A 19,502-nucleotide genomic window follows, 5' to 3' on the forward strand; every position below is an offset into this window, starting at 1 on the left:
GGATTATTGGCCACATAGGTGTTTGCAGGAAAATCCCGTCCAATCGGGCTGCTTTTCACCGCAGCATTCGTTCAGAAACGTCTTCCAACATATCATGCAGGTCAACGTCCCCGGCCTTCTCGGCCAGACCCTGATCACGCAGGATGAAGGACAGCCCGTGAACGAAACTCCACAACAGAAAACCACGACGGCGCACCTCGTCCGTGATTTCAGATTCACCCAGGCATTTTGCGATTTCTGACAGCAGAACGCCAAAAACCTGTTGGCCCGCATCATCAAGACGCGGGTCGGTTATGCGATCGGTGAACCCACCGAATTTCAGGCGGAACACACCGGGTTCCCGAAGCGCAAAGGCCACATACTCCATCCCAATTGCCGTGACGCGTTCGGGGGACCCTTCGGGGATCCCTTCCAGTGCCGCGAGCATGTTTTCACGGTGTCGCGCCATTCCACCCAGCGCCGCAGCGACCAGCATTTCTGTCTTATCTTTGAAATGCTTATATGGGGCTGCCGTCGAAACGCCAGCCAGTTTACAGGCGTCGGAAACCGAAAAGCTGTCCGGACCTTTCTCCTCGACCAACTGCCGCGTCGCCTCAATCAACGCCGCGCGCAAATCTCCGTGATGGTAGCCCTTCTTCGTAGCCGCCTGATGCTTAAAACTTGTGCGCAAAGCCTGATTTTTTTCTGTGCCCGTCATGATCCAACATGTGGCAGATCGCGTATCCCTTGTCAAAGTGAGAAGAACTAACATATGTTAGAGTCACTAACTTAACGAGGCCCCGAAATGACGGAACCTGCAAAGTCTCCCTCAACGCAACCCAGGCGCAGCCTTTTGGCGCGCATTATCCGTGGTGGAGTGCGGTTTGGTCTGACCCTCAGCGTCATAGCCGCCGCCGCTGCCGCGGTTCATTTCGGGGCCTCGGAATTGACACGTCGGGCCGAGGCCGTGCCTGCGCCCGATGCGGCTGCGGTTACGCCCGTGTCGGCAACGCCGATCACTCAGGAAACCGGCTATCTCATAGATCGCGTGTTTATCGGCCAGGTCGAAGCGCAGCGGTCCGCCGACATCTCCTTCGAACTGAGTGGAACGCTGGACAAGATACTTGTCGACGAAGGTGATGGAGTTGTGAAAGGGCAGCTGTTGGCCACCCTCGACATTGCCTTGCTGGACGTTGAGCGCGACCGGTTGACCGCGTCCCGCGACGCGGTCGAAGCCCAACTGGTGTTTGCACAGAAAACGGTTGAACGAAACGCGAAACTGATCGAGCAGGGATTCACCAGCCAGGCGCGTCTGGACGAGGCGGTGGCCCAACAGGACGAATTGATGTCGCGAATGGGTGAGCTTGATGCCGCCCTTCAGGACGTGACAGTTCGGATAGAAAAATCCAGTATCGAGGCCCCATTTGCTGGTCGCGTCACGGCCCGGCATGTGGATGGAGGAGAGACTCTGCGACCCGGTGATCTGGTCCTTGGCATGGTCGAAGTCGTATCCCCCCAGGTTCGGATCGGCATTCCGCTGGATGTGGATCCGATGCTGTTGTCGGAGGTGGAAATTGAAATCGGTGGCGAAGAACTGACCGCGAACCTGGCGACTCTGCGGCCCGACATTGATCCGCTGACGCGCACACGGACCGCCCTGTTCAATTTGCAGGACGGCGTCGACGTTGCGTTTGGGCAGACAGCGCGCGTCCATATTCGCCAACCGGTTGAAAGCGCAGGTACGTGGGTGCCGACGACGTCCCTGAAAGAAGGCACCCGGGGCCGGTGGACGCTGCTGGTGGCCGACCCCGAGAAAACCGTGCGCGTGGCGACGGTTGAAGTGCTGCATGCCGAAGACGAGCGTGTCTTTGTGCGCGGTGCCTTTCCGGACGGAACGGTTCTGATCGATCAGGGTCCGCAACGGGTGACCGTTGGGCAGCGTGTCGCCTTTGAAATGAACGAGTGACGGAGCCGTCAGATGGAAACGCTCACCTTTCGTCACCCGCGGCTGGTCGCTCTGATCATCCTGGTTCTTGTCTCTGCCGGGTTGTCCTCTTTCCTGTCGCTGGGGCGTCAGGAAGACCCGACCATAACCAACCTTTTTGCAACGGTCACCACGCAGTTTCCGGGGGCTGACCCGGAACGGGTCGAGGCCCTGGTCACCGCAGAAATCGAGGAAGAACTGCGCAAGATCGCCGAGGTGGACGAAATCAGTTCGGTGTCGAGATCGGGCGTGTCCGTGGTGTCGGTTGAATTGCTCGAGACACTGGACGAAGCCACCATCGAGCAGGTCTGGTCCGAAGCGCGCGATGCCGTCGATGATGCAACGCAGAATTTTCCGGCAGGCGTCCTGCCGCCGGAATTCGATGCCGAAGGTGTCTCGGCCTATTCCGCCGTCATTGCGGTTACCGCAGGCAGCGCCGATTATCCCGTTACGCTTCTGTCCCGCCATGCCGAAGCGCTTGGCGACAGGCTGCGCGCAATTCCTGCAACCCGCGCAGTGGATTACTTCGGGCAACCAGAGGAAGAAATTCTGGTCAGTGTCGATATGGACAAGGCCACGGCACTGGGTCTCAGTGCGACGGAAATCTCGCAGCGTATTTCCGAAGCGGATGGAAAAACTCAATCCGGCCGGCTGCAATCCGATGTTGATCTAACCATCAACATCAGCGGTGAAATCGAAAACTTGGATCGCATTCGGAACATTGTGCTGCGCGAAAGCACCGGAGGCGCCGTTGTCCTGCTGGGCGACATCGCGCATGTCGACCGTGGGGCGCGCACGCCGCAATCGGCGATTGCGGTGGCCAATGGAATGCCGGCGGTTTTGATTGGCGTGCTGGCACAAGACGACGTTCAGATCGACCGATGGATGGGCTTTCTGCGCGATGAACTTGCGGCCGGTGCCGACTCCGTGCCTTTGGGCATTCAGGAATTGCTGCTGTTTGATCAAAGTGGATACACAACCGATCGCCTGACCGAGGTTGGACTCAACATGGCCATCGGCGTCGGGTTGGTTGTGGCAGTGCTGCTCATAACGCTGGGTGTACGAGCGGCGGCCATAGTGGCTCTTGTGCTGCCCGTTGTGTCCTTGGCGACGCTTGCGACCATGAACATGATCGGGTTGCCGATCCACCAGATGTCTGTCACCGGATTGATCGTCGCGCTGGGTTTGCTCGTGGATGCGGCAATTGTCATGACGGACGAGATCCGGCGCCGTCTGCAGGACGGGATGGAGCGCATTGCCGCCGTGAGGGATGCGGTGCGCCGTCTGGCGGCACCCCTTTTGGCGTCGACCGTAACCACGGCTTTGGCATTCATGCCGATGATACTATTGCCGGGGCCTGCCGGGGATTTTGTCGGCGCCATCGCCATCGCCGTGGTTTTGATGCTGGTGTGGTCTTTGTTTGTCGCTCTGACAGTGACACCGGCCATCGCAGGCTGGGTTCTGTCGAGCAAACCTGACGCCGGAATGCTGAGCCAGGGTATCCGCATTCCCCCCCTTGGCCGTCTGTTTGAGGCTTCGATCCGATTGTCCGTCGCCAACCCGATACGGTCCATTGTAGTGGCCCTGATCCTGCCGGTTCTGGGGTTTGCGGCGTTCCCGACCCTGACAGCGCAGTTCTTTCCCGGCGTGGATCGGAACCAGTTCTACATCGAAGTTGACATGCCCGGGGGCACGTCCATCGCAACGACGCGGAACACGGCCCGTCAAATCGACGACATGCTGCTGAGCGACACCGGGGTCAAAAGTGTCTACTGGACCGTCGGAGAATCCGGCCCGGCCTTCTACTACAATATCGTGGGGAACCGGTCGCGCGAGCCGGGATTTGCGCAGGCCATGATCACCACTGAAACCGACGCCGATGCTGCACGCCTTGTCGGAGAGCTGCAGGCGCGCTTGGATGCCGACTTTCCCGATGCTCAGATCATCGTTCGGAATCTGGTTCAAGGCCCCCCCGTTGCGGCGCCGGTCGAGGTCAAGATTCAGGGGCAGGACATCACGGTCCTGCGCAACCTCGGGGACGAGGTGCGGTCCGTGATGGCCAATCTCGATCTCGTGACACAGGCCCGCGCCAGCGTGAATGGCGGCAATCCGCAGATTCGTTTTGAGATTGATGAGGTCAAAGCCCGTCTGTTGGGCCTGGATGTCACGGATATCGCGACGCAGCTGGATACGGCTCTTGTCGGGGTGACCGGAGGGTCGTTGATCGAGGGGACGGAACAGCTGCCGGTGCGTGTACGTCTGGGCGAGGACGTGCGATCCGACCTCAGCGCGATCGCCAGCATGCCCATTCTGTTGCCAGACGCGGCGGCGATTTCGGCCACCGGTGCTTTTCCCGCCGTGCCTCTGTCAGAACTGGCCAAGCCTGTCATCGAACCTGCAGAAAGCGTGATCACCCGAACGGATGGCGTGCGCGAGAACACGATCCAGGCGTTCATCGTTCCGGGCGTTCTGCCCGAAGAGGCATTGCAGGATGTCTTGGAGGCGTTGGATGCATCGGGCTTTGTGCTGCCGCAAGGATACTCGATCTCCTTGGGTGGTGACAGCGATGCACGGTCGAACACGGTTGGCAACCTGATGGCATCGGTTGGCCTGATCGTCACGCTGTCGATTGCAACCATTGTGCTGACCTTCAATTCGTTCCGGCTGACTCTGGTGACTTTGGTTGTCTGCGTCCTGTCGGCGGGGCTGTCGATGCTGTCGCTGGCCGTCATGCAATTTCCCTTTGGTATTCAGGCCATTATCGGGGTGATCGGGTCAATCGGTGTTTCGATCAATGCTGCCATCATCATCCTGACCGGCCTGCAGCAAGACCCCGCAGCCAGTCGCGGAGATCGCGCGGCCATGGCGCGTGTGGTCACCGGGTCCAGCCGTCACATCATCTCGACCACCGTAACAACGTTCGGGGGTTTCCTGCCGCTGATCCTGGACGGAGGCGCGTTCTGGCCGCCATTCGCGGTTGCGATTGCCGGTGGCGTGCTGCTGTCGACGGTCGTTTCCTTCTATTTCACGCCGCCCGTATTTGCGCTGGTTTACCGTGGGCGGTTTAGGGAAAGCCAGCAAAGCGCCGCTGCGGGTCCAGGAAAGGCCGTTGCAGTGCACAGTTTGGCGGTTGAATAAGGGTCTGGGCCCCGCGCCGCAATTCAGAGGATCGGCAAAGGGCCGCGTGTTTTGGTCTGGCGCAGAACAAAATTGCTGCGGGTGTCTCGGACAAGCCCGGATTTCAGCAGGCGCTGCATGATGAAAACTTCCAGATCTTCCGGGGTTTTGGCGTACACCTTCAGGATGAAATCATGATCCCCGGTGATCGAGGCGCATTCGACAATCTGTGGTTCGGTTTCCACAAGGCGCAGGAAGTTGGAAATGCTGTCTTCCTGATGGTCGCGCAGAGCCACGTGAACATAAGCGATCGCATTCAATCCGACAGCCTTGGCCGCGACCTGCGCGCGGTACCCTGAAACCACGCCGGATGCCTCAAGATCACGCACGCGTCGCCAGCATTGCGAGGCCGACAGTCCTGTTCGTTCCGCCAGTTCCTGCATCGACAGGCGGCCGCTGATCTGCAATTCACGCAGGATGGTGATATCTGCTTGGTGAAGCATTTGATCCGAATTATCTCCAATTTCGATATGTTTATGCCAATATACTTAGATTTCTGCCGATTTCCAAACGAAACGCTCCACAGCTGAGGTGTATCCTGTTTTCGAGCAGGAGGATGCCTATGCCGAAATCGACCAAATACACTGCCAAAGTGGCAGATGAACGCGGCCATATTGACTACACCCCCGAAGAGGATGCCGTCTGGGCGGACCTCTATGCGGCACAGCAAGAAAATGTGCAGCGCTACATGGCGCGGGAGTATATCGACGGTCTGGCGCGGCTGGACTTGCCAAAGACGGCTGTGCCCTCCTGCACCGATATCTCTGACCGGCTGATGGACATGACCGGGTGGCGCGTGCAACCGGTCCCGGCGCTGATTGGATTCAAGACCTTCTTTGGCATGCTTGCAGATCGGGTCTTTCCGGCGGCGTCTTTCATTCGCTCGCGCGAGGATTTCGACTACATCGAAGAACCCGATATCTTTCACGAGATCTTTGGCCATACACCGTTGTTGAGCGATCCCCGGTTTGCGGCATTCAGCCATGCAATCGGGCGCGCCGGTGTCCGGGCCGATGCTGCGGACTATTCCTGGCTGATCCGGCTGTATTGGTTTTCGATCGAATTCGGCCTGCGCTGTCAGGATGGTGAGATCAAGGCGCTAGGGTCCGGGCTTGCCTCTTCCCCAACCGAACTCGTCTACGCGGTGACCAGTGACATCCCGGATCGGGATGAATTTGACATTCTGACCATCCTCCGGACGCCGTATCGGATCGACATGCATCAGATGGGATATTTTGTGCTGAACGATCCGGAGGACCTGTTTGCTGCGGCGGAGCGTGACCTTTTGGCAGATGTGCGCCAGGCCCAAGCACTCGGGTTGCTGCCGAACAAGTTCCCTGAAAAAGTCACGGTTGCGGAATAGGCTGGCGGTTGGCCAGAGCCACCGCAAAAGCAGGCGATTCCAAGCCGGCTAGCTGAGATCCTTGTACATATATGTTGTTGGTTCCAGCCGATCCTGAAACGGATTGCGGCAGTAGTTCGGGATTTCGCCTGCAATCTGAAACCCAAGGCTTTGGTACAGCAGGCGCGAGGGATCCGAACTGCGCGTATCCAAAACCAGCAGCGTCCGACCCAATTGTTCTGCCCGCTCGGTCAGTGCCTGCATCAGCGCGCGCGCCAGACCGCGTCGCCGGGCGTTCGGATGAACCAGCAGTTTTGCCACGTCCGCCCGGTGCGGTTGGTTGGGCATGTTTGCGGGGATCAGTTGCACGGTTCCTTGGATTTGGCCCTCTCCGTAAATCACGAACAGGTCCAGTGCCCCCGAGGCCAGATCGGGCTTCACTTTCGCTGTCCAATACGATCTGGCGTCCTCAGGTGCAAATGGCAGAACAAAGCCGATGCTGGCGCCGGTCTGAACACAGGCATGCAGAATATCCGTCAGATCATTCAGCGCATCTTCGAAATAAGCGGCCGTCAGTCGGGTGATCATATCAACACCAGCAGGTAGCGGGCGCCGCGTTTCACACCTGTTTCAAATCGCGTCGGACCAGACAGGTGATAGCGCAGGCAATCCCCGCCGCTGAGTACATGTGGCGTACCGTCGACAGTGAGCGTCAACCCACCGTCCAGCATGATCAGGTGATGCTCCTGCCCGGGTTTGGGCGGTGCCTCATAGGCGATCACCGTGTCGCGTGGCAGATGGCATTCCAGCACTTCACCAGTCAGCCCGTTTGCTGGGGGCGAGACAGACCGGCGCGTGAACCCTGTCTCAGGGTCGCTCCATTCCGCCTGGCGTTCAAAAGGAACCTTGGGGTCAAAGCTGTCTTCGACCATCATCAACAAGCGGGACATCGGCAAACCATACGCTGCGCACAGTCGGCCCAGGTTTTCCGCCGTCGGACTGACTTCGCCTTTTTCCATGCGCGACAGGGTCGCGCGGCTTATCCCACTGTGGTTCGACAATTGGTCCAGTGACCATCCGTGGTAGTGGCGCAGTTCGTTCAGGCGTGTCGCAAGTCGGTTCGAAAGGGTATCAAGCATTGCTCATATCAGAGAAAAAAGATCGAATACGAGAAATCTATTCTGAAAATATAGAAATGCAACCAAAAAAGGGCGCAGAATACTCCGCGCCCTTTGCTCTGCCTGTATTTTGGAAAGGTTACTTCCAGCCCACTTCGTTGTAGATTTTCTGAGCCTCGGGCACATTTTTGGCAACCGCCGAAAGATCGACAGGATCGGCCTTGTAGTCACCCAGTGCGGAAACTGACTCGGACAAGGCAACGCCCTCAACCGCTGGGTATTCGTCATTGCCGGCCGAGAAGTACTCTTGTGCCTGATCGCTCGCCAGATACTCGAGGAACTTTATGGCGTTTTCCTTGTTGGGGGCATGCGCTGCAACACCGCCGCCAGACAGGTTCACATGCGCGCCGTTGCCGTCCTGATCCGGAAAGACCCAGCCGATCATCTCACGGTCTGCAGAAACGCCGTCCACGTCTTTGCGGATTGCGCGGGCAAAGTAGTAAGTGTTGGACATGGCGATGTCGCACTCACCGGAAACGATGCCACGCAACTGATCGGTGTCGCCGCCCTGCGGTTCGCGGGCAAAGTTTGCAACGACACCTTCCGCCCAGTCTTTTGCAGCGTCAGCGCCGGCATGTTCGATAATCGCTGCCAGAATCGTCTGGCTGTAGACGTTGGTGCCGGACCGGATGCAGACCTGACCTTTGTACTTGGGGTCCGCCAGATCGGCATAGGTCTGCGGTGGTTCGCTCACTTCGTTCTTGTCGTAGAACAGAATCCGCGCGCGCTGCGAGAAGCCGAACCACTCGTTTTCACTGTCCTGCAGGTTCGACGGGATACGCTCTTCCAGAACGGCGCTGTCAATCGACTGCAGCACGCCGGCGTCTTTGGCGCGTTCAAGGCGCGAGGTGTCAACGGTCAGCAGAATGTCGGCCGGCGAGTTTGCGCCTTCGGCTTCCATCCGTGCAATCAACTCGTCGGCCTTGCCTTCGATACGGTTGATTTTTATTCCGGTTGCCTCTTCAAAATCCGAATACAGTCGTTCATCGGTGTCGTAGTGGCGCGAGGAATACAGGTTCAGTTCACCTTCCGCAGCGGCGGAGGTGGCCATCAGCGCTGTCAGTGCGGCGGCGATGCAGGTCGAGGATTTCAACATAGTGTCTCCCAACGTTAAAAATCGTGGCGGATCTTAATCCGACTGATTTGCTCAATTAAACGATTTCCGGGGAGATGCAAGAAAATCTGACAGATTTAGTTGGTCAAAAAGCCGCACACGATCAGACATCAAGTTTGGATGGATACAACCGATAAAATGCGCGTCCCATCGCGCAATCCGATCCGCGATTTGGCTAGGGGGATCGAAGGTTCGCGACCACCCGGCGCATGTAATCCAACAGTTGCGCCCGCTCGGTTGCATCCAGAACGCTGAGCGCGTCCGCGTTCACGCATTCGGCGCGTGTATAGGCTCGATCTCGTAATGCGACAGCCTTGGCCGTCAACCAGATTTGCTGGGTCCTGCCATCCGAAGGATTCTTGGTCCGTTTAATCAGACCGTCCCGTTCCATGCGGTTCAGGGTGTTTGCCAAAGTCGCCTGCTCGACGTCGATCTGTTTCAACAGGTCCTTTTGTGAAACGCCGTCCTTTTGCCACAGCTCCAACAGAACGGGAAACTGTCCGACAACAATGCCGAGAGGCGAAATCTGGTGCTGCAACTCGCGGGCGAACAGGCGCGCCATGTGATTGACGAGATATCCGGCCGAGTCTTCCTTTTGAAAAGCCATGCTTTGATTTAAGGCTTGAATAGCAAGCTATGCAATATTACATAGCTTGCTATCTAATTGTTTGGCACACCGCCGACCGCTCGGCTTGAAGTGTCGGACGCCAAGACCGGAGCGTTGAAATGTTGAGAATAATACACCCCATTGCCGGGCTGATCGGGTTTTTGACAATCCTGGTTTTCTGGACCTCCACCGTCTTCACCGAAGTGTTCGGAACCTATGCGGCCGTTGCGACCGTAAAATCGATGGTTCTGTATGGGCTTTTGATCCTGGTCCCGGCGATGGTGATTGTCGGCGCGACCGGGATGTCGATGGGACGGCGCCGCAGGGATGCGCCCGCGATGTCCAAGAAACGGCGCATGCCGATCATCGCCGCGAACGGGTTGTTGGTTCTTGTACCGGCAGCGTTCTTCCTCAGTTCCAAGGCAAACGCAGGGGCTTTTGATACCAGCTTTTACGTCGTTCAGAGTATCGAGCTCATTGCCGGTGCAACCAATCTGACACTGATGGGTCTGAGCATCCGGGATGGGCGTACAATGAGTGCAAGAAGACGTGCAAAGGCATTGACCTGAAGGCCAGCCTCGCTGACTGGAAGAGTGCCGCTATAGACCCGTGTCGCAGGGGTTCAGCAACGTGCACACTGGTTACACCAAGTACAAAAAAACCGCGCTGGAAAAGCGCGGTTCTTTTTTTGAAGTATGTGCAGTTCTCAGCCCTGACGAGCTTTGAACTTTCGCTGCGTCTTGTTGATCACGTAGACGCGGCCTTTGCGACGCACAACCCGGCAATCACGGTGCCGGTTCTTGAGCGAGCGGAGCGAGTTCTTGACCTTCATGGTCCGTCTCCAATTCCTGCGGCGCCTTCTTCTGCGAAGTGGCCAGCGCCTGGGTTAGCGGGTGTCCCGGACGTCCGGAACAGCGAATAGATGGTGGGCGGTACAAGGATCGAACTTGTGACCCCTTCGATGTCAACGAAGTGCTCTACCGCTGAGCTAACCGCCCACGAACCTTTGCGAACCCTGCCCCATAACGAAATGGGGCGCGGAACTCCGCGCCGGTAGCGGGGTCTATAAAAGGAGTCGCAAAGGGGTTCAAGGGGTTTGGAAGAACAATTTTCCGGTCTATGTTGAGTGCGAAGACGGAGGGACCATGCAGAACCCAGCCTATTTTTTGGATATGCCCGAAAACCGCAGGTCCTGCGCGGTTTTTTCGTCACCGCATAGCGGACGTGACTATCCCGACGCCCTTTTGAAGCGCTCTGTTCTGAATCAAAGTGTGATTCGTTCTTCAGAGGACGCGTTCGTTGACCTGCTGTTCGCTCCGGCTGCCGAGTTTGGGGCACCTTTGATCACAGCCGCCATGCCCCGTGCTTACCTGGATCTCAACCGCAGCGCGGATGAGTTGGACCCGGCGCTCATTCAAGGTGCCCGCAGGCATGGGCATAATCCGCGCGTGGCGTCCGGGCTGGGTGTGATCCCAAGGGTCGTGGCAAACGGGCGGGCGATCTATCGCGGTAAGCTGACGATGGATGAGGCTCGGCTGCGGATCGACACCTATTGGCGACCCTACCATGCCCGTTTGAAATCGCTGCTCGCCGAGGCGCACGAGCTGTTTGGCCAGGCGATCCTGGTCGATTGTCATTCCATGCCACATGAGGCGGTCGCCATGGCGAGCACAACACGCAGCAAACGGCCCGAGATTGTCCTGGGTGATCGGTTCGGAGCGTCGGCATCCAGTGAAATCGTCGACCGCATCGAGGCTGCTTTTGCCTCCGCGGGTCTCAGTGTCGCCAGAAATGCCCCTTTTGCAGGGGCTTACGTCACGCAAACCTACGGTCGGCCGGGGCGTCAGCAGCATGCAGTCCAGATCGAGGTTGATCGTGCGCTGTATATGGACGAAGAAAAGATCGCGCCCAACGCCAATTTCACGGCCTTTTCCGACGTTCTGCGACAGGTCATTGGTGACATTGCGGAAATCGGGTCAAGACCACTGCGGCTGGCCGCCGAGTAACGCTCAGCGCAGCGCGCGGCCTTTTACGATTGCGTCGGTGCCAAACTTTTTCCGGATTTCGTCCGTTGCACGCTCGGCTTGCGACCGGCGCGACGCTCCCGGGTCGAGGAGGTCCCCGGATGTATCGGCCTGATCCGACGGGCAGAGGTCGGACAAACCGCATCCCAACAATCTATACGGTCCCTCATCACCGACCTGATCAAACAGCCCCCGCGCCGTCCTGTAAATCCGATCAGCGATCTGGGTTGCGTCCCGCAGGGACACCCGCCGGGTCAGAATCTTGTGATTGGCTTTCTTTAGCTTCAGCGTGACCACGCGTCCGGCCAATCCCTTGGCCTTGGCGCGGTCCGATACTTTCAAGGCCATACGCCACAGGTGACCATCCAGAATGTCCAGGCTGGCGGTGTCTTCGAAAAATGTGGTCTCGTTGCTGATCGACTTCATCGGTTCGTGGGCGGACACGCGGCGTTTGTCCTGCCCGCGCGCCAGGTTCCACAGGCGATAGCCCATCGACCCGAAACGCGCCGTCAGGGCTTCCTGATCCCAGCGCAGCAGATCGGCAAAGGTCCGGATACCCGCACGCTCCAGCGAATCCTGCGCAGCCGGGCCGATGCCCCAGATCAGACGCACGGGCTGGTCATGCAAAAAACCCGCTGTCTCGGCCCTGCCAATCACCGAAAACCCGCGCGGCTTGTCCAGATCCGAGGCAACCTTGGCCAGAAACTTGTTGTGGCTGAGACCGATGGACCCGGTCAGACCCAGTTCATCCTTCATACGCTTGACCAACCGCGCCAGCATGACCGCAGGTGGGGCGCCGTGCAGGCGTTCCGTGCCTGAAAGGTCCATGAACGCCTCGTCCAGTGACAGTGGTTCTATGTCGGGCGTCAGTTCGTCCATCATTGCACGAATTTCGCGTGATGCTTCGGCATAGACGGACATGCGTGGTTTTATCACCACCGCGTCGGGGCACAATGCCAACGCCTTGAACATCGGCATGGCCGAACGCACACCACGAATCCGGGCCACGTAACAGGCCGTGGAAACCACGCCGCGCTTGCCGCCTCCGATGATCACGGGTTTGTCTGCCAAGTCGGGATTGTCGCGTTTTTCGACCGAAGCATAGAATGCATCGCAATCCATATGCGCAATGGACAGGTCGAAAAGCTCTGGATGCGATGTCACACGCGGGCTGCCACAGGACGGGCAGCGCCGTTCGTGTTTAAGTTGGGTCAGGCACTCTCGGCAAAGACCGGGCATCCACGTCGTCCCGCAATCCGCGCATCAGTCAGGGCGTTCTTTATAGCACTCTGGCCACATGATCCTAGACCAGACAGTGCAACGACGCGCTTGAATGCCGGAAAAGAAGACCCCCCGCTGGTTTGGCGGGGGGGAGGTAACGAACCTCAGGAAGAAACGGTTCGTTGGGGAGTGTTTCGCATTCAGATTCGCGCAAATCGCTATATTTAGATAGGTTCAAGCCGTTTACCCCTAAACTTGCGTCACTGATGTGTACTTTCGGGCACAGGGCAGTTTTGTTCGGAATGTGCCCAAATTGACGTAAGGTCAAGATTTCGCGTGAATTTCCGGCTCTGACCCGGTTTGATTCCGAAAAGGGCCTAGTGACGTGTCAAAGAATTTAACTCGTTCAGAACCGCCTCTGCTGCGGCTTTTGGGTCATCCGCCCGATAAATCGGGCGGCCCACAACGATGTGGTCGGCACCTTCGCGGATGGCATTGGCAGGGGTTGCGACCCGTTTCTGATCTCCCAGATCGGCACCTGCAGGGCGGACGCCGGGGGTGACGATCAGGCAACCTTCGGCCTGAGGCAAGGCACGGATCAACGCAGCCTCTTGTGGGCTGGCAATCACGCCATCGGCCCCGGCCTCAAATGCCCGGGCCGCGCGCTCGACCACCAGATCCTGGACGTCGCCCGGTTTCAGCAGACCGGCATCCAGATCATCGCGGTTCAGTGAGGTCAGAATGGTCACCGCCAGAATCTTCAGGTCCTTGCCTGCGGCACCTTCTTTTGCGGCGCGCACCACATGCGGGTCGCCATGCACCGTCAGAAAGTCCAGATCGAACTGAGCCAGCCCACGTACCGCGTTTTCCACCGTGTTGCCGATGTCGAACAACTTCATATCCAGAAAGATGCGCTTGCCATGATCCTGTTTCAGTTCATTGGCCAATGCCAGACCGCCTCCAGTCAGCATACCCAGCCCGATCTTGTAGAACGAGACGCTGTCCCCCAATCGCTCGGCCATGGCCAGACCCTGCAAGGCGTTCGGGACATCGAGGGCTACGATCAGACGGTCATCGGACATGGGGGCGCTCCTTTTTGGCAAACGTTTGCGTCCTAGCCGGTTCGGCGCGCTCTGTCCATGATTGAGCCAGCGTGATCAAAGTCACCGTGCAGATTTTCGACTGTGCTATGGTGCCGTCCACTAAGGCGAACAGCGTCAAAGAGGGACAGGAAATGAAAAAGTTGCTTTTACTTGGTTTGGTGGCAGTCGTTGCGGCCTGTGACAAGGCCCCGCAGAACGGCACCCCGGACACCGGGGCCGCACCCGCGCCGACAAATGACGATTTGCGATTGGTGGGCGGCTACCGATCAGAAGATGACTGGTGTCAGTTGACGGGTGAGACGTCCTTTACCATCGAGTTTTTGGATCACACCGCCGATCTCGTATCCTGCCCGACCGGCAGCGCCGCCGCGCAATCGCTGGTCGAGATGTATGATGCTCGGCAAGTGGCAGAAACCGGTGGCTATTCGGTCTACACGATCCCGCGCGGATGAGGCCGATTTCTGTGTGCTAGCCCCTTGAACGGTCGAAGACATTTCCCAGATTGAATGTGAGGCCCAGACCGAGGCGTGCCGCTCAGCGGGCGCATCAGACATAGGGCGCTTTGAAAAAGGAGAGAGCAATGGACTTGAACAAGTTCACCGAGCGGGCACGGGGATTCGTGCAGGCGGCGCAGACGATTGCGTTGCGCGAGGGGCACCAGAGACTTGCACCCGAACATATACTCAAAGCATTGATGGATGACGATCAGGGGCTGGCCAGCAACCTGATCACACGCGCAGGTGGTGCGCCGAACCGCGTGGTCGAGGCGCTGGATGCCGCGATGGGGAAAATCCCGAAGGTCAGTGGCGACGCGAGCCAGATTTACATGGATGGCCAAACCGCCAAAGTTCTGGACGAGGCCACCAAGATCGCCACCAAGGCGGGCGACAGCTTTGTGCCGGTCGAACGCGTGTTGATGGCGCTGTGCATGGTGAAATCCAAAGCCAAGGATGCTTTGGACGCTGGTGCCGTATCCGCTCAGAAACTGAACGAAGCGATCAATGACATCCGCAAGGGCCGTACCGCCGATACCGCGTCGGCGGAAGAGGGCTATGATGCGCTCAAGAAATACGCGCGCGACCTGACCGAAGCGGCAGCCGAAGGCAAGATCGACCCGATCATTGGGCGGGATGAGGAAATCCGCCGCTCGATGCAGGTTCTGTCTCGTCGGACCAAGAACAACCCGGTTCTGATCGGGGAACCCGGCGTCGGTAAAACCGCGATCGCCGAAGGCATGGCCCTGCGCATCATCAACGGAGACGTGCCTGAATCGCTGAAGGATAAAAAGCTGCTCGCGCTCGACATGGGCGCGCTGATTGCGGGCGCGAAGTATCGCGGTGAGTTCGAAGAGCGCCTCAAGGCTGTTCTGACCGAAGTGACCGAGGCCGCCGGTGAGATCATCCTGTTCATCGACGAGATGCACACGCTGGTCGGTGCCGGGAAATCCGACGGCGCGATGGATGCCGCCAACCTGATCAAGCCCGCGCTTGCCCGGGGTGAGCTGCATTGTATCGGCGCGACCACGCTGGATGAGTACCGCAAATACGTCGAAAAAGACGCGGCTCTTGCGCGCCGCTTCCAGCCTGTGATGGTCACCGAGCCGACCGTCGAGGACACGATCAGCATCCTGCGCGGCATCAAGGAAAAGTACGAACTGCACCACGGTGTGCGCATTTCGGACTCGGCGCTGGTCTCGGCAGCGACGCTCTCGCATCGCTATATCACCGACCGCTTCCTGCCCGACAAAGCCATCGACCTTGTCGATGAGGCGGCGTCGCGTCTGCGGATGGAGGTGGACAGCAAGCCCGAGGAGCTCGATCAGCTGGATCGCCAGATCCTGCAGATGCAGATCGAGGAAGAGGCGCTGAAGCTTGAGGACGACGCGGCCTCGAAGGACCGACTGGAGACCTTGCAAAAGGATCTGGCCGACCTGCAAGAGCAATCCGCCGAGATGACCGCCCAATGGCAGGCCGAACGCGATAAACTCGCAGGCGCACGTGATCTGAAAGAACAGCTCGACAAGGCGCGCGCTGATCTGGAGATCGCCAAGCGGGAAGGCAATCTGGCCAAGGCGGGTGAGCTGTCCTACGGCGTCATCCCTGAGCTTGAGAAAAAGCTGACCGAGGCCGAGAACGCCGAAAGCAACGCCATGATGGCCGAGGAAACGGTGCGTCCGGAACAGATTGCCTCCGTCGTGGAGCGTTGGACCGGTATTCCGACCTCGAAAATGCTGGAAGGTGAGCGCGAGAAGCTTTTGCGGATGGAAGACGATCTGCATTCCCGCGTGATCGGTCAGGATGCAGCAGTGACCGCCGTTGCCAATGCCGTGCGCCGGGCTCGTGCGGGCCTGAACGACGAAGGCCGTCCGCTGGGCTCGTTTCTGTTCCTCGGGCCGACCGGCGTGGGTAAGACCGAGCTGACCAAGGCCGTGGCAAACTTCCTGTTCGATGACGACAACGCGATGGTGCGCATCGACATGTCCGAGTTCATGGAGAAACACGCGGTCGCCCGTCTGATCGGTGCCCCTCCGGGCTATGTCGGTTATGATGAAGGGGGTGTGCTGACTGAAGCCGTGCGGCGCAGGCCCTATCAGGTTGTGCTGTTCGATGAGGTCGAAAAGGCGCATCCGGATGTGTTCAACGTGCTGTTGCAGGTTCTGGATGATGGCGTGCTGACCGATGGTCAGGGCCGCACCGTGGACTTCAAACAGACGCTGATCATCCTGACGTCGAACCTCGGGTCTCAGGCGCTCAGCCAACTGCCTGAAGGGGCCGACAGCGCGCAGGCGCGGCGCGATGTGATGGACGCGGTCCGGGCGCATTTCCGACCGGAATTCCTCAACCGTCTGGACGAAACGATCATCTTCGACCGGCTCAAGCGCGCCGATATGGATGGCATCGTCGACATTCAGATGGCGCGTCTGCAAAAACGTCTGGCCGCACGCAAGATCGAGTTGGTCCTGGACGATAGCGCCAAGGAGTGGCTGGCCAATGAAGGCTATGATCCGGTTTTCGGAGCCCGACCGCTGAAGCGTGTGATCCAGCGCGCCTTGCAGAACCCGCTGGCCGAGGCACTGCTTGCCGGCGACATCAAGGATGGCGAAACCGTTCCTGTATCCGCCGGGGCCGAGGGCCTGATCATCGGCGACCGGTTGGGAACGTCAGACCGCCCGCGCCCGGACGATGCGGTAGTGCATTGACCTGAACTTAGACACTGGAAAGGCCCGCCAAACGAGCGGGCCTTTCCAATGGAACATGCGATCAAACCATCGCGAAAATCCGCGCCGGTCCGCCGGTTCCCCCGGCATGCTTGGGCGCGCCGATGACAATCGTCGCCCCCGCTGCGGGCACGCGGTCCAGCCCGGCGAGGCATTCGATCCCGAACCGCCCCGAGGGCAACCAAGCGTAGTGGGTCGCAAAATCAGCGGACATGCCGTGATCCAGAGACAACGTATCCACCGCAATCGACCGCGCTCCTGTGTCTTCCATCAGCATTTGTGCTGCTTCGACATGGAAACCGGGATAGTGCTGCACCTCTCCGTCAAAGTTGCGGAACTCGTCGGTGGCCGTTTTGCTGCCCCAGCCGGAATGCATCGCCACGCAGGCCCCGTCAGGGATATCGCCATTGGCCGCAATCCAAGCCTTCAAATCGTCCGGCGTCACGCGGGTGTCGGCATCGTCGGCTGCACGCGCGGCGATATCAACGACGCAGAGAGGCGCGACCAGATCTGACACAGGAATCTCGTCGACGGACAAACCATCGGCAGAAAAATGCAGGGGCGCGTCGATATGCGTGCCCGTGTGTTCACTGATCGACAGGTTGAACAGGTTAAAGCCGTGATCACCGAAATTGAACGCCTGTTCTGCCGAAATGCCGGGTTCACCACCCCAGGTTGGGAATTCGGGGCTGAGAGTGTGGGTCATATCTTCGACCCCGCCATGACCAGCGGCCAATGCGGCGGGCGCGGAAACCCCTGTAGTGGCCGCGGCCACGCTGGTTGCGGCGGCGGCTTTGAAGAAGCTCCGCCTTGACAGCATTCGGTCCTTGACGGTGTTCATGACGCAGATGTCACACATTTGATGATCTCCCTTTGCTGCAGTCTGCCAACCTGGGAGGCTGGCTTTTCTGTCGTTGAGTTCTTCGTGTGTTGCCTGACAGACTGCAGCGTGGGTGGGACACTTGTAAAGAATCCAGGCCGGAGCAGACCGACGTCTTACCGGGTCAGCCATCAAAATGGCGCGAAATCCTGCGTATTGTGTTGAACTAGGGCTTGGTTTGCCTGCTTTTTCGCAGGGCGCGCAGTTCTTCGGCGCTCATACGCGGGCCTGAATTTGCAACAGGTGTGGGTGTGGGTTGCGGGTCCGGATCATCAGGAACAGAGGTCACTGCGCGGTCCGCCCCGGCGTGCAACTCCAGATATCCCAGCACCCCGCCAGCGCACTGCAGACTGAAACTCCACAGGGCGATGACAACATATACTATGGCTCCGACGATCATCACCCAGTTGGGTCGAAACGGTGCGGTGCCATCAATCATCGCGGTCAGATCCTGTATCTGACCCTCCAGTGTTCCACTCGCTGCAAGCGCGAGGAAGACTATGAAGGACACGGCATAAATGATCACCATGCCCAGATAGCTGAGCAAAACGAGCGAAAACAGAGGCCAGAACGAGGCCCCGAAATTCCGGAACGGAGTGTAAGCGCGATTGTCCGGATCCCGCCCGATCGAGGCCGAGGCCATAGGCACCAGAAGACAGGCCCGGATGCCGCAAATGGCAATCATTGGAATGATTGCCAGGGCCAGGAATGGTCCGGACGCCTTGAGCATCTCGGCAACTGCGGCATCCTGCGCGGTGGCCAGATCCAGATTGCCCGGTGTGACCCATAGCAATGTGGCCCCCAGAATCGGCACCAGCGCCAGAGCGATAATCAGGGTTTCAACCGCACCGTACATAAGCGCCGGCAGGATCAGCTTTTTGTAACCGCCGCTGGGTCGAATGTGCCTGGATTGAAAGCCAAAACGGGCCCCGACCAGGATCGGGATGACGCTTGAGGACGCGCTGACCAGAAAGACGACCAGAACGTTTGCACCTGGGAACAGAAAGCCGATCAGCAACCCGATCAGCCCGCCCAGAAGCCCGTACAGACCCAGCCCTATGACAAGGACCGGAAAGGTCACGACAAAGCGCCAAAGAATGGAAAACGAAAACGGGATGGCCTGAACGACGAGCACAGTGATACTCTCTGATCAACTCTTGGATGTGCCCGGGTTACCCAAACGCCGCTATAGGGACCAGCGATTTCTAACGGGCCAGATAATTCTTCTGCCGGGCGGGGATTGGTGAGCACACCGGCGTCTGATGAAGGATCAGGCTGCGAAGGGCGCCAGCCGCAGGCTTCGTTACAATCCCGTCTCTCAATCGTGACGCCGGTTTCCTTGGCTCTGTGCTATCACGCATTAACTCAACACTCAGGTTGATGAATTTCGGAGAATCAAATGGCGCATCGCTGGACCAACACGTTGACGCGTGCAGACGTGACCCCAAAAGCCGCGTTCCTGAACCGGCGGCAGGTCATCGCCGGGATGGCAGGTGTCGGACTGGCGGCCATGTCCAAGCCCGTTGCGGCACAGGACGCTTTGGAGCCGAACACGTGGGAAGAGATCACAACCTACAACAACTATTATGAGTTCGGAACCGGCAAGGACGATCCGGCCAAGTACGCTAGTGCCCTGACGACTGAGCCATGGAGCATCAAGATTGACGGTCTGGTCG

19 protein-coding genes and 1 tRNA gene (1 of these 20 only partly in view) are annotated in these 19,502 nt (G+C 58.7%); 8 read left to right on the plus strand and 12 right to left on the minus strand.

Going from position 1 to position 19,502, the window contains the following annotated elements; translation table 11 throughout:
- Window positions 1-55: 55 nt before the first annotated feature.
- Window positions 56-697 (minus strand): TetR/AcrR family transcriptional regulator, encoded by a 642-nt coding sequence (locus tag ACR3E0_RS02995; RefSeq protein WP_480476032.1) that lies wholly within the window; start codon window positions 695-697, stop codon window positions 56-58.
- An 87-nt stretch (window positions 698-784) separates the two neighbouring features.
- On the opposite strand from ACR3E0_RS02995, the gene ACR3E0_RS03000 reads away from it, so the two are divergent.
- A complete protein-coding gene (locus tag ACR3E0_RS03000) occupies window positions 785-1,945 on the plus strand; it encodes an efflux RND transporter periplasmic adaptor subunit (RefSeq protein ID WP_480476034.1) in 1,161 nt (386 codons plus the stop codon).
- 12 nt (window positions 1,946-1,957) lie between these two features.
- Complete coding sequence (locus ACR3E0_RS03005) at window positions 1,958-5,101, plus strand: efflux RND transporter permease subunit (RefSeq protein WP_480476036.1); 3,144 nt, start codon at window positions 1,958-1,960, stop codon at window positions 5,099-5,101.
- 23 nt (window positions 5,102-5,124) lie between these two features.
- Here the strand turns inward: ACR3E0_RS03005 and ACR3E0_RS03010 are convergent, their stop codons facing one another.
- On the minus strand, window positions 5,125-5,583 hold the full coding sequence (locus ACR3E0_RS03010; protein ID WP_480476038.1) for an Lrp/AsnC family transcriptional regulator: 459 nt from the start codon (window positions 5,581-5,583) through the stop codon (window positions 5,125-5,127).
- Between the two features lie 83 nt (window positions 5,584-5,666).
- On the opposite strand from ACR3E0_RS03010, the gene ACR3E0_RS03015 reads away from it, so the two are divergent.
- Window positions 5,667-6,503 (plus strand): phenylalanine 4-monooxygenase, encoded by an 837-nt coding sequence (locus tag ACR3E0_RS03015; RefSeq protein WP_480480932.1) that lies wholly within the window; start codon window positions 5,667-5,669, stop codon window positions 6,501-6,503.
- Between the two features lie 48 nt (window positions 6,504-6,551).
- Here the strand turns inward: ACR3E0_RS03015 and ACR3E0_RS03020 are convergent, their stop codons facing one another.
- The 4 genes from ACR3E0_RS03020 to ACR3E0_RS03035 form a co-directional block, all read right to left on the minus strand.
- Window positions 6,552-7,070: an N-acetyltransferase family protein gene (locus ACR3E0_RS03020; RefSeq protein WP_480476040.1), complete on the minus strand. Its 519-nt coding sequence runs from the start codon at window positions 7,068-7,070 to the stop codon at window positions 6,552-6,554.
- The gene (locus ACR3E0_RS03025; RefSeq protein ID WP_480476042.1) at window positions 7,067-7,621 is read right to left on the minus strand and encodes a helix-turn-helix domain-containing protein; all 555 of its coding nucleotides are present in this window, start codon (window positions 7,619-7,621) and stop codon (window positions 7,067-7,069) included. Before ACR3E0_RS03025 ends, ACR3E0_RS03020 begins: the two co-directional genes overlap by 4 nt.
- A 118-nt stretch (window positions 7,622-7,739) precedes the next feature.
- Complete coding sequence (locus ACR3E0_RS03030) at window positions 7,740-8,756, minus strand: Fe(3+) ABC transporter substrate-binding protein (protein ID WP_480476044.1); 1,017 nt, start codon at window positions 8,754-8,756, stop codon at window positions 7,740-7,742.
- Window positions 8,757-8,949: 193 nt separating this feature from the next.
- Window positions 8,950-9,381: a MarR family winged helix-turn-helix transcriptional regulator gene (locus ACR3E0_RS03035; RefSeq protein ID WP_480476046.1), complete on the minus strand. Its 432-nt coding sequence runs from the start codon at window positions 9,379-9,381 to the stop codon at window positions 8,950-8,952.
- A 119-nt stretch (window positions 9,382-9,500) separates the two neighbouring features.
- Here ACR3E0_RS03035 and ACR3E0_RS03040 point away from each other — a divergent pair, with 119 nt between their 5' ends.
- The gene (locus ACR3E0_RS03040) at window positions 9,501-9,950 is read left to right on the plus strand and encodes a hypothetical protein (RefSeq protein WP_480476048.1); all 450 of its coding nucleotides are present in this window, start codon (window positions 9,501-9,503) and stop codon (window positions 9,948-9,950) included.
- Window positions 9,951-10,087: 137 nt separating this feature from the next.
- Here the strand turns inward: ACR3E0_RS03040 and ykgO are convergent, their stop codons facing one another.
- Both ykgO and ACR3E0_RS03050 read right to left on the minus strand, forming a co-directional pair.
- The gene (ykgO, locus tag ACR3E0_RS03045; protein ID WP_005648635.1) at window positions 10,088-10,213 is read right to left on the minus strand and encodes a type B 50S ribosomal protein L36; all 126 of its coding nucleotides are present in this window, start codon (window positions 10,211-10,213) and stop codon (window positions 10,088-10,090) included.
- A 91-nt stretch (window positions 10,214-10,304) separates the two neighbouring features.
- Window positions 10,305-10,379, minus strand: a tRNA-Val gene (locus ACR3E0_RS03050).
- Between the two features lie 147 nt (window positions 10,380-10,526).
- Here ACR3E0_RS03050 and ACR3E0_RS03055 point away from each other — a divergent pair.
- Entirely contained in the window at window positions 10,527-11,387 is an 861-nt protein-coding gene (locus tag ACR3E0_RS03055; RefSeq protein WP_480476050.1) for an N-formylglutamate amidohydrolase, read from the plus strand.
- A 3-nt stretch (window positions 11,388-11,390) separates the two neighbouring features.
- On the opposite strand, the gene ACR3E0_RS03060 is transcribed toward ACR3E0_RS03055, so the two are convergent.
- Entirely contained in the window at window positions 11,391-12,644 is a 1,254-nt protein-coding gene (locus ACR3E0_RS03060) for a DNA polymerase IV (protein ID WP_480476052.1), read from the minus strand.
- A 359-nt stretch (window positions 12,645-13,003) separates the two neighbouring features.
- Window positions 13,004-13,708, minus strand: coding sequence for an orotidine-5'-phosphate decarboxylase (pyrF, locus tag ACR3E0_RS03065; protein WP_480476054.1), 705 nt, complete (start codon window positions 13,706-13,708; stop codon window positions 13,004-13,006).
- A 152-nt stretch (window positions 13,709-13,860) separates the two neighbouring features.
- Here pyrF and ACR3E0_RS03070 point away from each other — a divergent pair, with 152 nt between their 5' ends.
- A complete protein-coding gene (locus tag ACR3E0_RS03070) occupies window positions 13,861-14,181 on the plus strand; it encodes a hypothetical protein (protein WP_480476056.1) in 321 nt (106 codons plus the stop codon).
- A gap of 128 nt (window positions 14,182-14,309) precedes the next feature.
- Entirely contained in the window at window positions 14,310-16,928 is a 2,619-nt protein-coding gene (gene clpB, locus ACR3E0_RS03075) for an ATP-dependent chaperone ClpB (RefSeq protein ID WP_480476058.1), read from the plus strand.
- A 61-nt stretch (window positions 16,929-16,989) separates the two neighbouring features.
- On the opposite strand, the gene ACR3E0_RS03080 is transcribed toward clpB, so the two are convergent.
- Window positions 16,990-17,805 (minus strand): cyclase family protein, encoded by an 816-nt coding sequence (locus ACR3E0_RS03080; RefSeq protein WP_480476060.1) that lies wholly within the window; start codon window positions 17,803-17,805, stop codon window positions 16,990-16,992.
- A 187-nt stretch (window positions 17,806-17,992) separates the two neighbouring features.
- Window positions 17,993-18,961, minus strand: coding sequence for a hypothetical protein (locus ACR3E0_RS03085; RefSeq protein ID WP_480476062.1), 969 nt, complete (start codon window positions 18,959-18,961; stop codon window positions 17,993-17,995).
- A gap of 264 nt (window positions 18,962-19,225) precedes the next feature.
- Between ACR3E0_RS03085 and msrP the strand changes: the two genes are divergently transcribed.
- A protein-coding gene (gene msrP / locus ACR3E0_RS03090; RefSeq protein ID WP_480476064.1) for a protein-methionine-sulfoxide reductase catalytic subunit MsrP crosses the window boundary here: on the plus strand, window positions 19,226-19,502 show its 5' portion. The gene runs 626 nt beyond the window's last position; the window shows 277 of its 903 coding nt (coding positions 1-277); it begins with the start codon at window positions 19,226-19,228; its stop codon lies beyond the right edge, outside the window.

It is taken from the genome of Ruegeria sp. AJ12, assembly GCF_056536245.1.

Coding starts and splice junctions, on each gene's coding strand:
- ACR3E0_RS02995 (WP_480476032.1), bottom strand. CDS start 697: ATGACGGGCACAGAAAAAAATCAGGCTTTGCGCACAAGTTTTAAGCAT.
- ACR3E0_RS03000 (WP_480476034.1), top strand. CDS start 785: ATGACGGAACCTGCAAAGTCTCCCTCAACGCAACCCAGGCGCAGCCTT.
- ACR3E0_RS03005 (WP_480476036.1), top strand. CDS start 1,958: ATGGAAACGCTCACCTTTCGTCACCCGCGGCTGGTCGCTCTGATCATC.
- ACR3E0_RS03010 (WP_480476038.1), bottom strand. CDS start 5,583: ATGCTTCACCAAGCAGATATCACCATCCTGCGTGAATTGCAGATCAGC.
- ACR3E0_RS03020 (WP_480476040.1), bottom strand. CDS start 7,070: ATGATCACCCGACTGACGGCCGCTTATTTCGAAGATGCGCTGAATGAT.
- ACR3E0_RS03025 (WP_480476042.1), bottom strand. CDS start 7,621: ATGCTTGATACCCTTTCGAACCGACTTGCGACACGCCTGAACGAACTG.
- ACR3E0_RS03030 (WP_480476044.1), bottom strand. CDS start 8,756: ATGTTGAAATCCTCGACCTGCATCGCCGCCGCACTGACAGCGCTGATG.
- ACR3E0_RS03035 (WP_480476046.1), bottom strand. CDS start 9,381: ATGGCTTTTCAAAAGGAAGACTCGGCCGGATATCTCGTCAATCACATG.
- ACR3E0_RS03040 (WP_480476048.1), top strand. CDS start 9,501: ATGTTGAGAATAATACACCCCATTGCCGGGCTGATCGGGTTTTTGACA.
- ykgO (WP_005648635.1), bottom strand. CDS start 10,213: ATGAAGGTCAAGAACTCGCTCCGCTCGCTCAAGAACCGGCACCGTGAT.
- ACR3E0_RS03055 (WP_480476050.1), top strand. CDS start 10,527: ATGCAGAACCCAGCCTATTTTTTGGATATGCCCGAAAACCGCAGGTCC.
- ACR3E0_RS03060 (WP_480476052.1), bottom strand. CDS start 12,644: ATGCCCGGTCTTTGCCGAGAGTGCCTGACCCAACTTAAACACGAACGG.
- pyrF (WP_480476054.1), bottom strand. CDS start 13,708: ATGTCCGATGACCGTCTGATCGTAGCCCTCGATGTCCCGAACGCCTTG.
- ACR3E0_RS03070 (WP_480476056.1), top strand. CDS start 13,861: ATGAAAAAGTTGCTTTTACTTGGTTTGGTGGCAGTCGTTGCGGCCTGT.
- clpB (WP_480476058.1), top strand. CDS start 14,310: ATGGACTTGAACAAGTTCACCGAGCGGGCACGGGGATTCGTGCAGGCG.
- ACR3E0_RS03080 (WP_480476060.1), bottom strand. CDS start 17,805: ATGTGTGACATCTGCGTCATGAACACCGTCAAGGACCGAATGCTGTCA.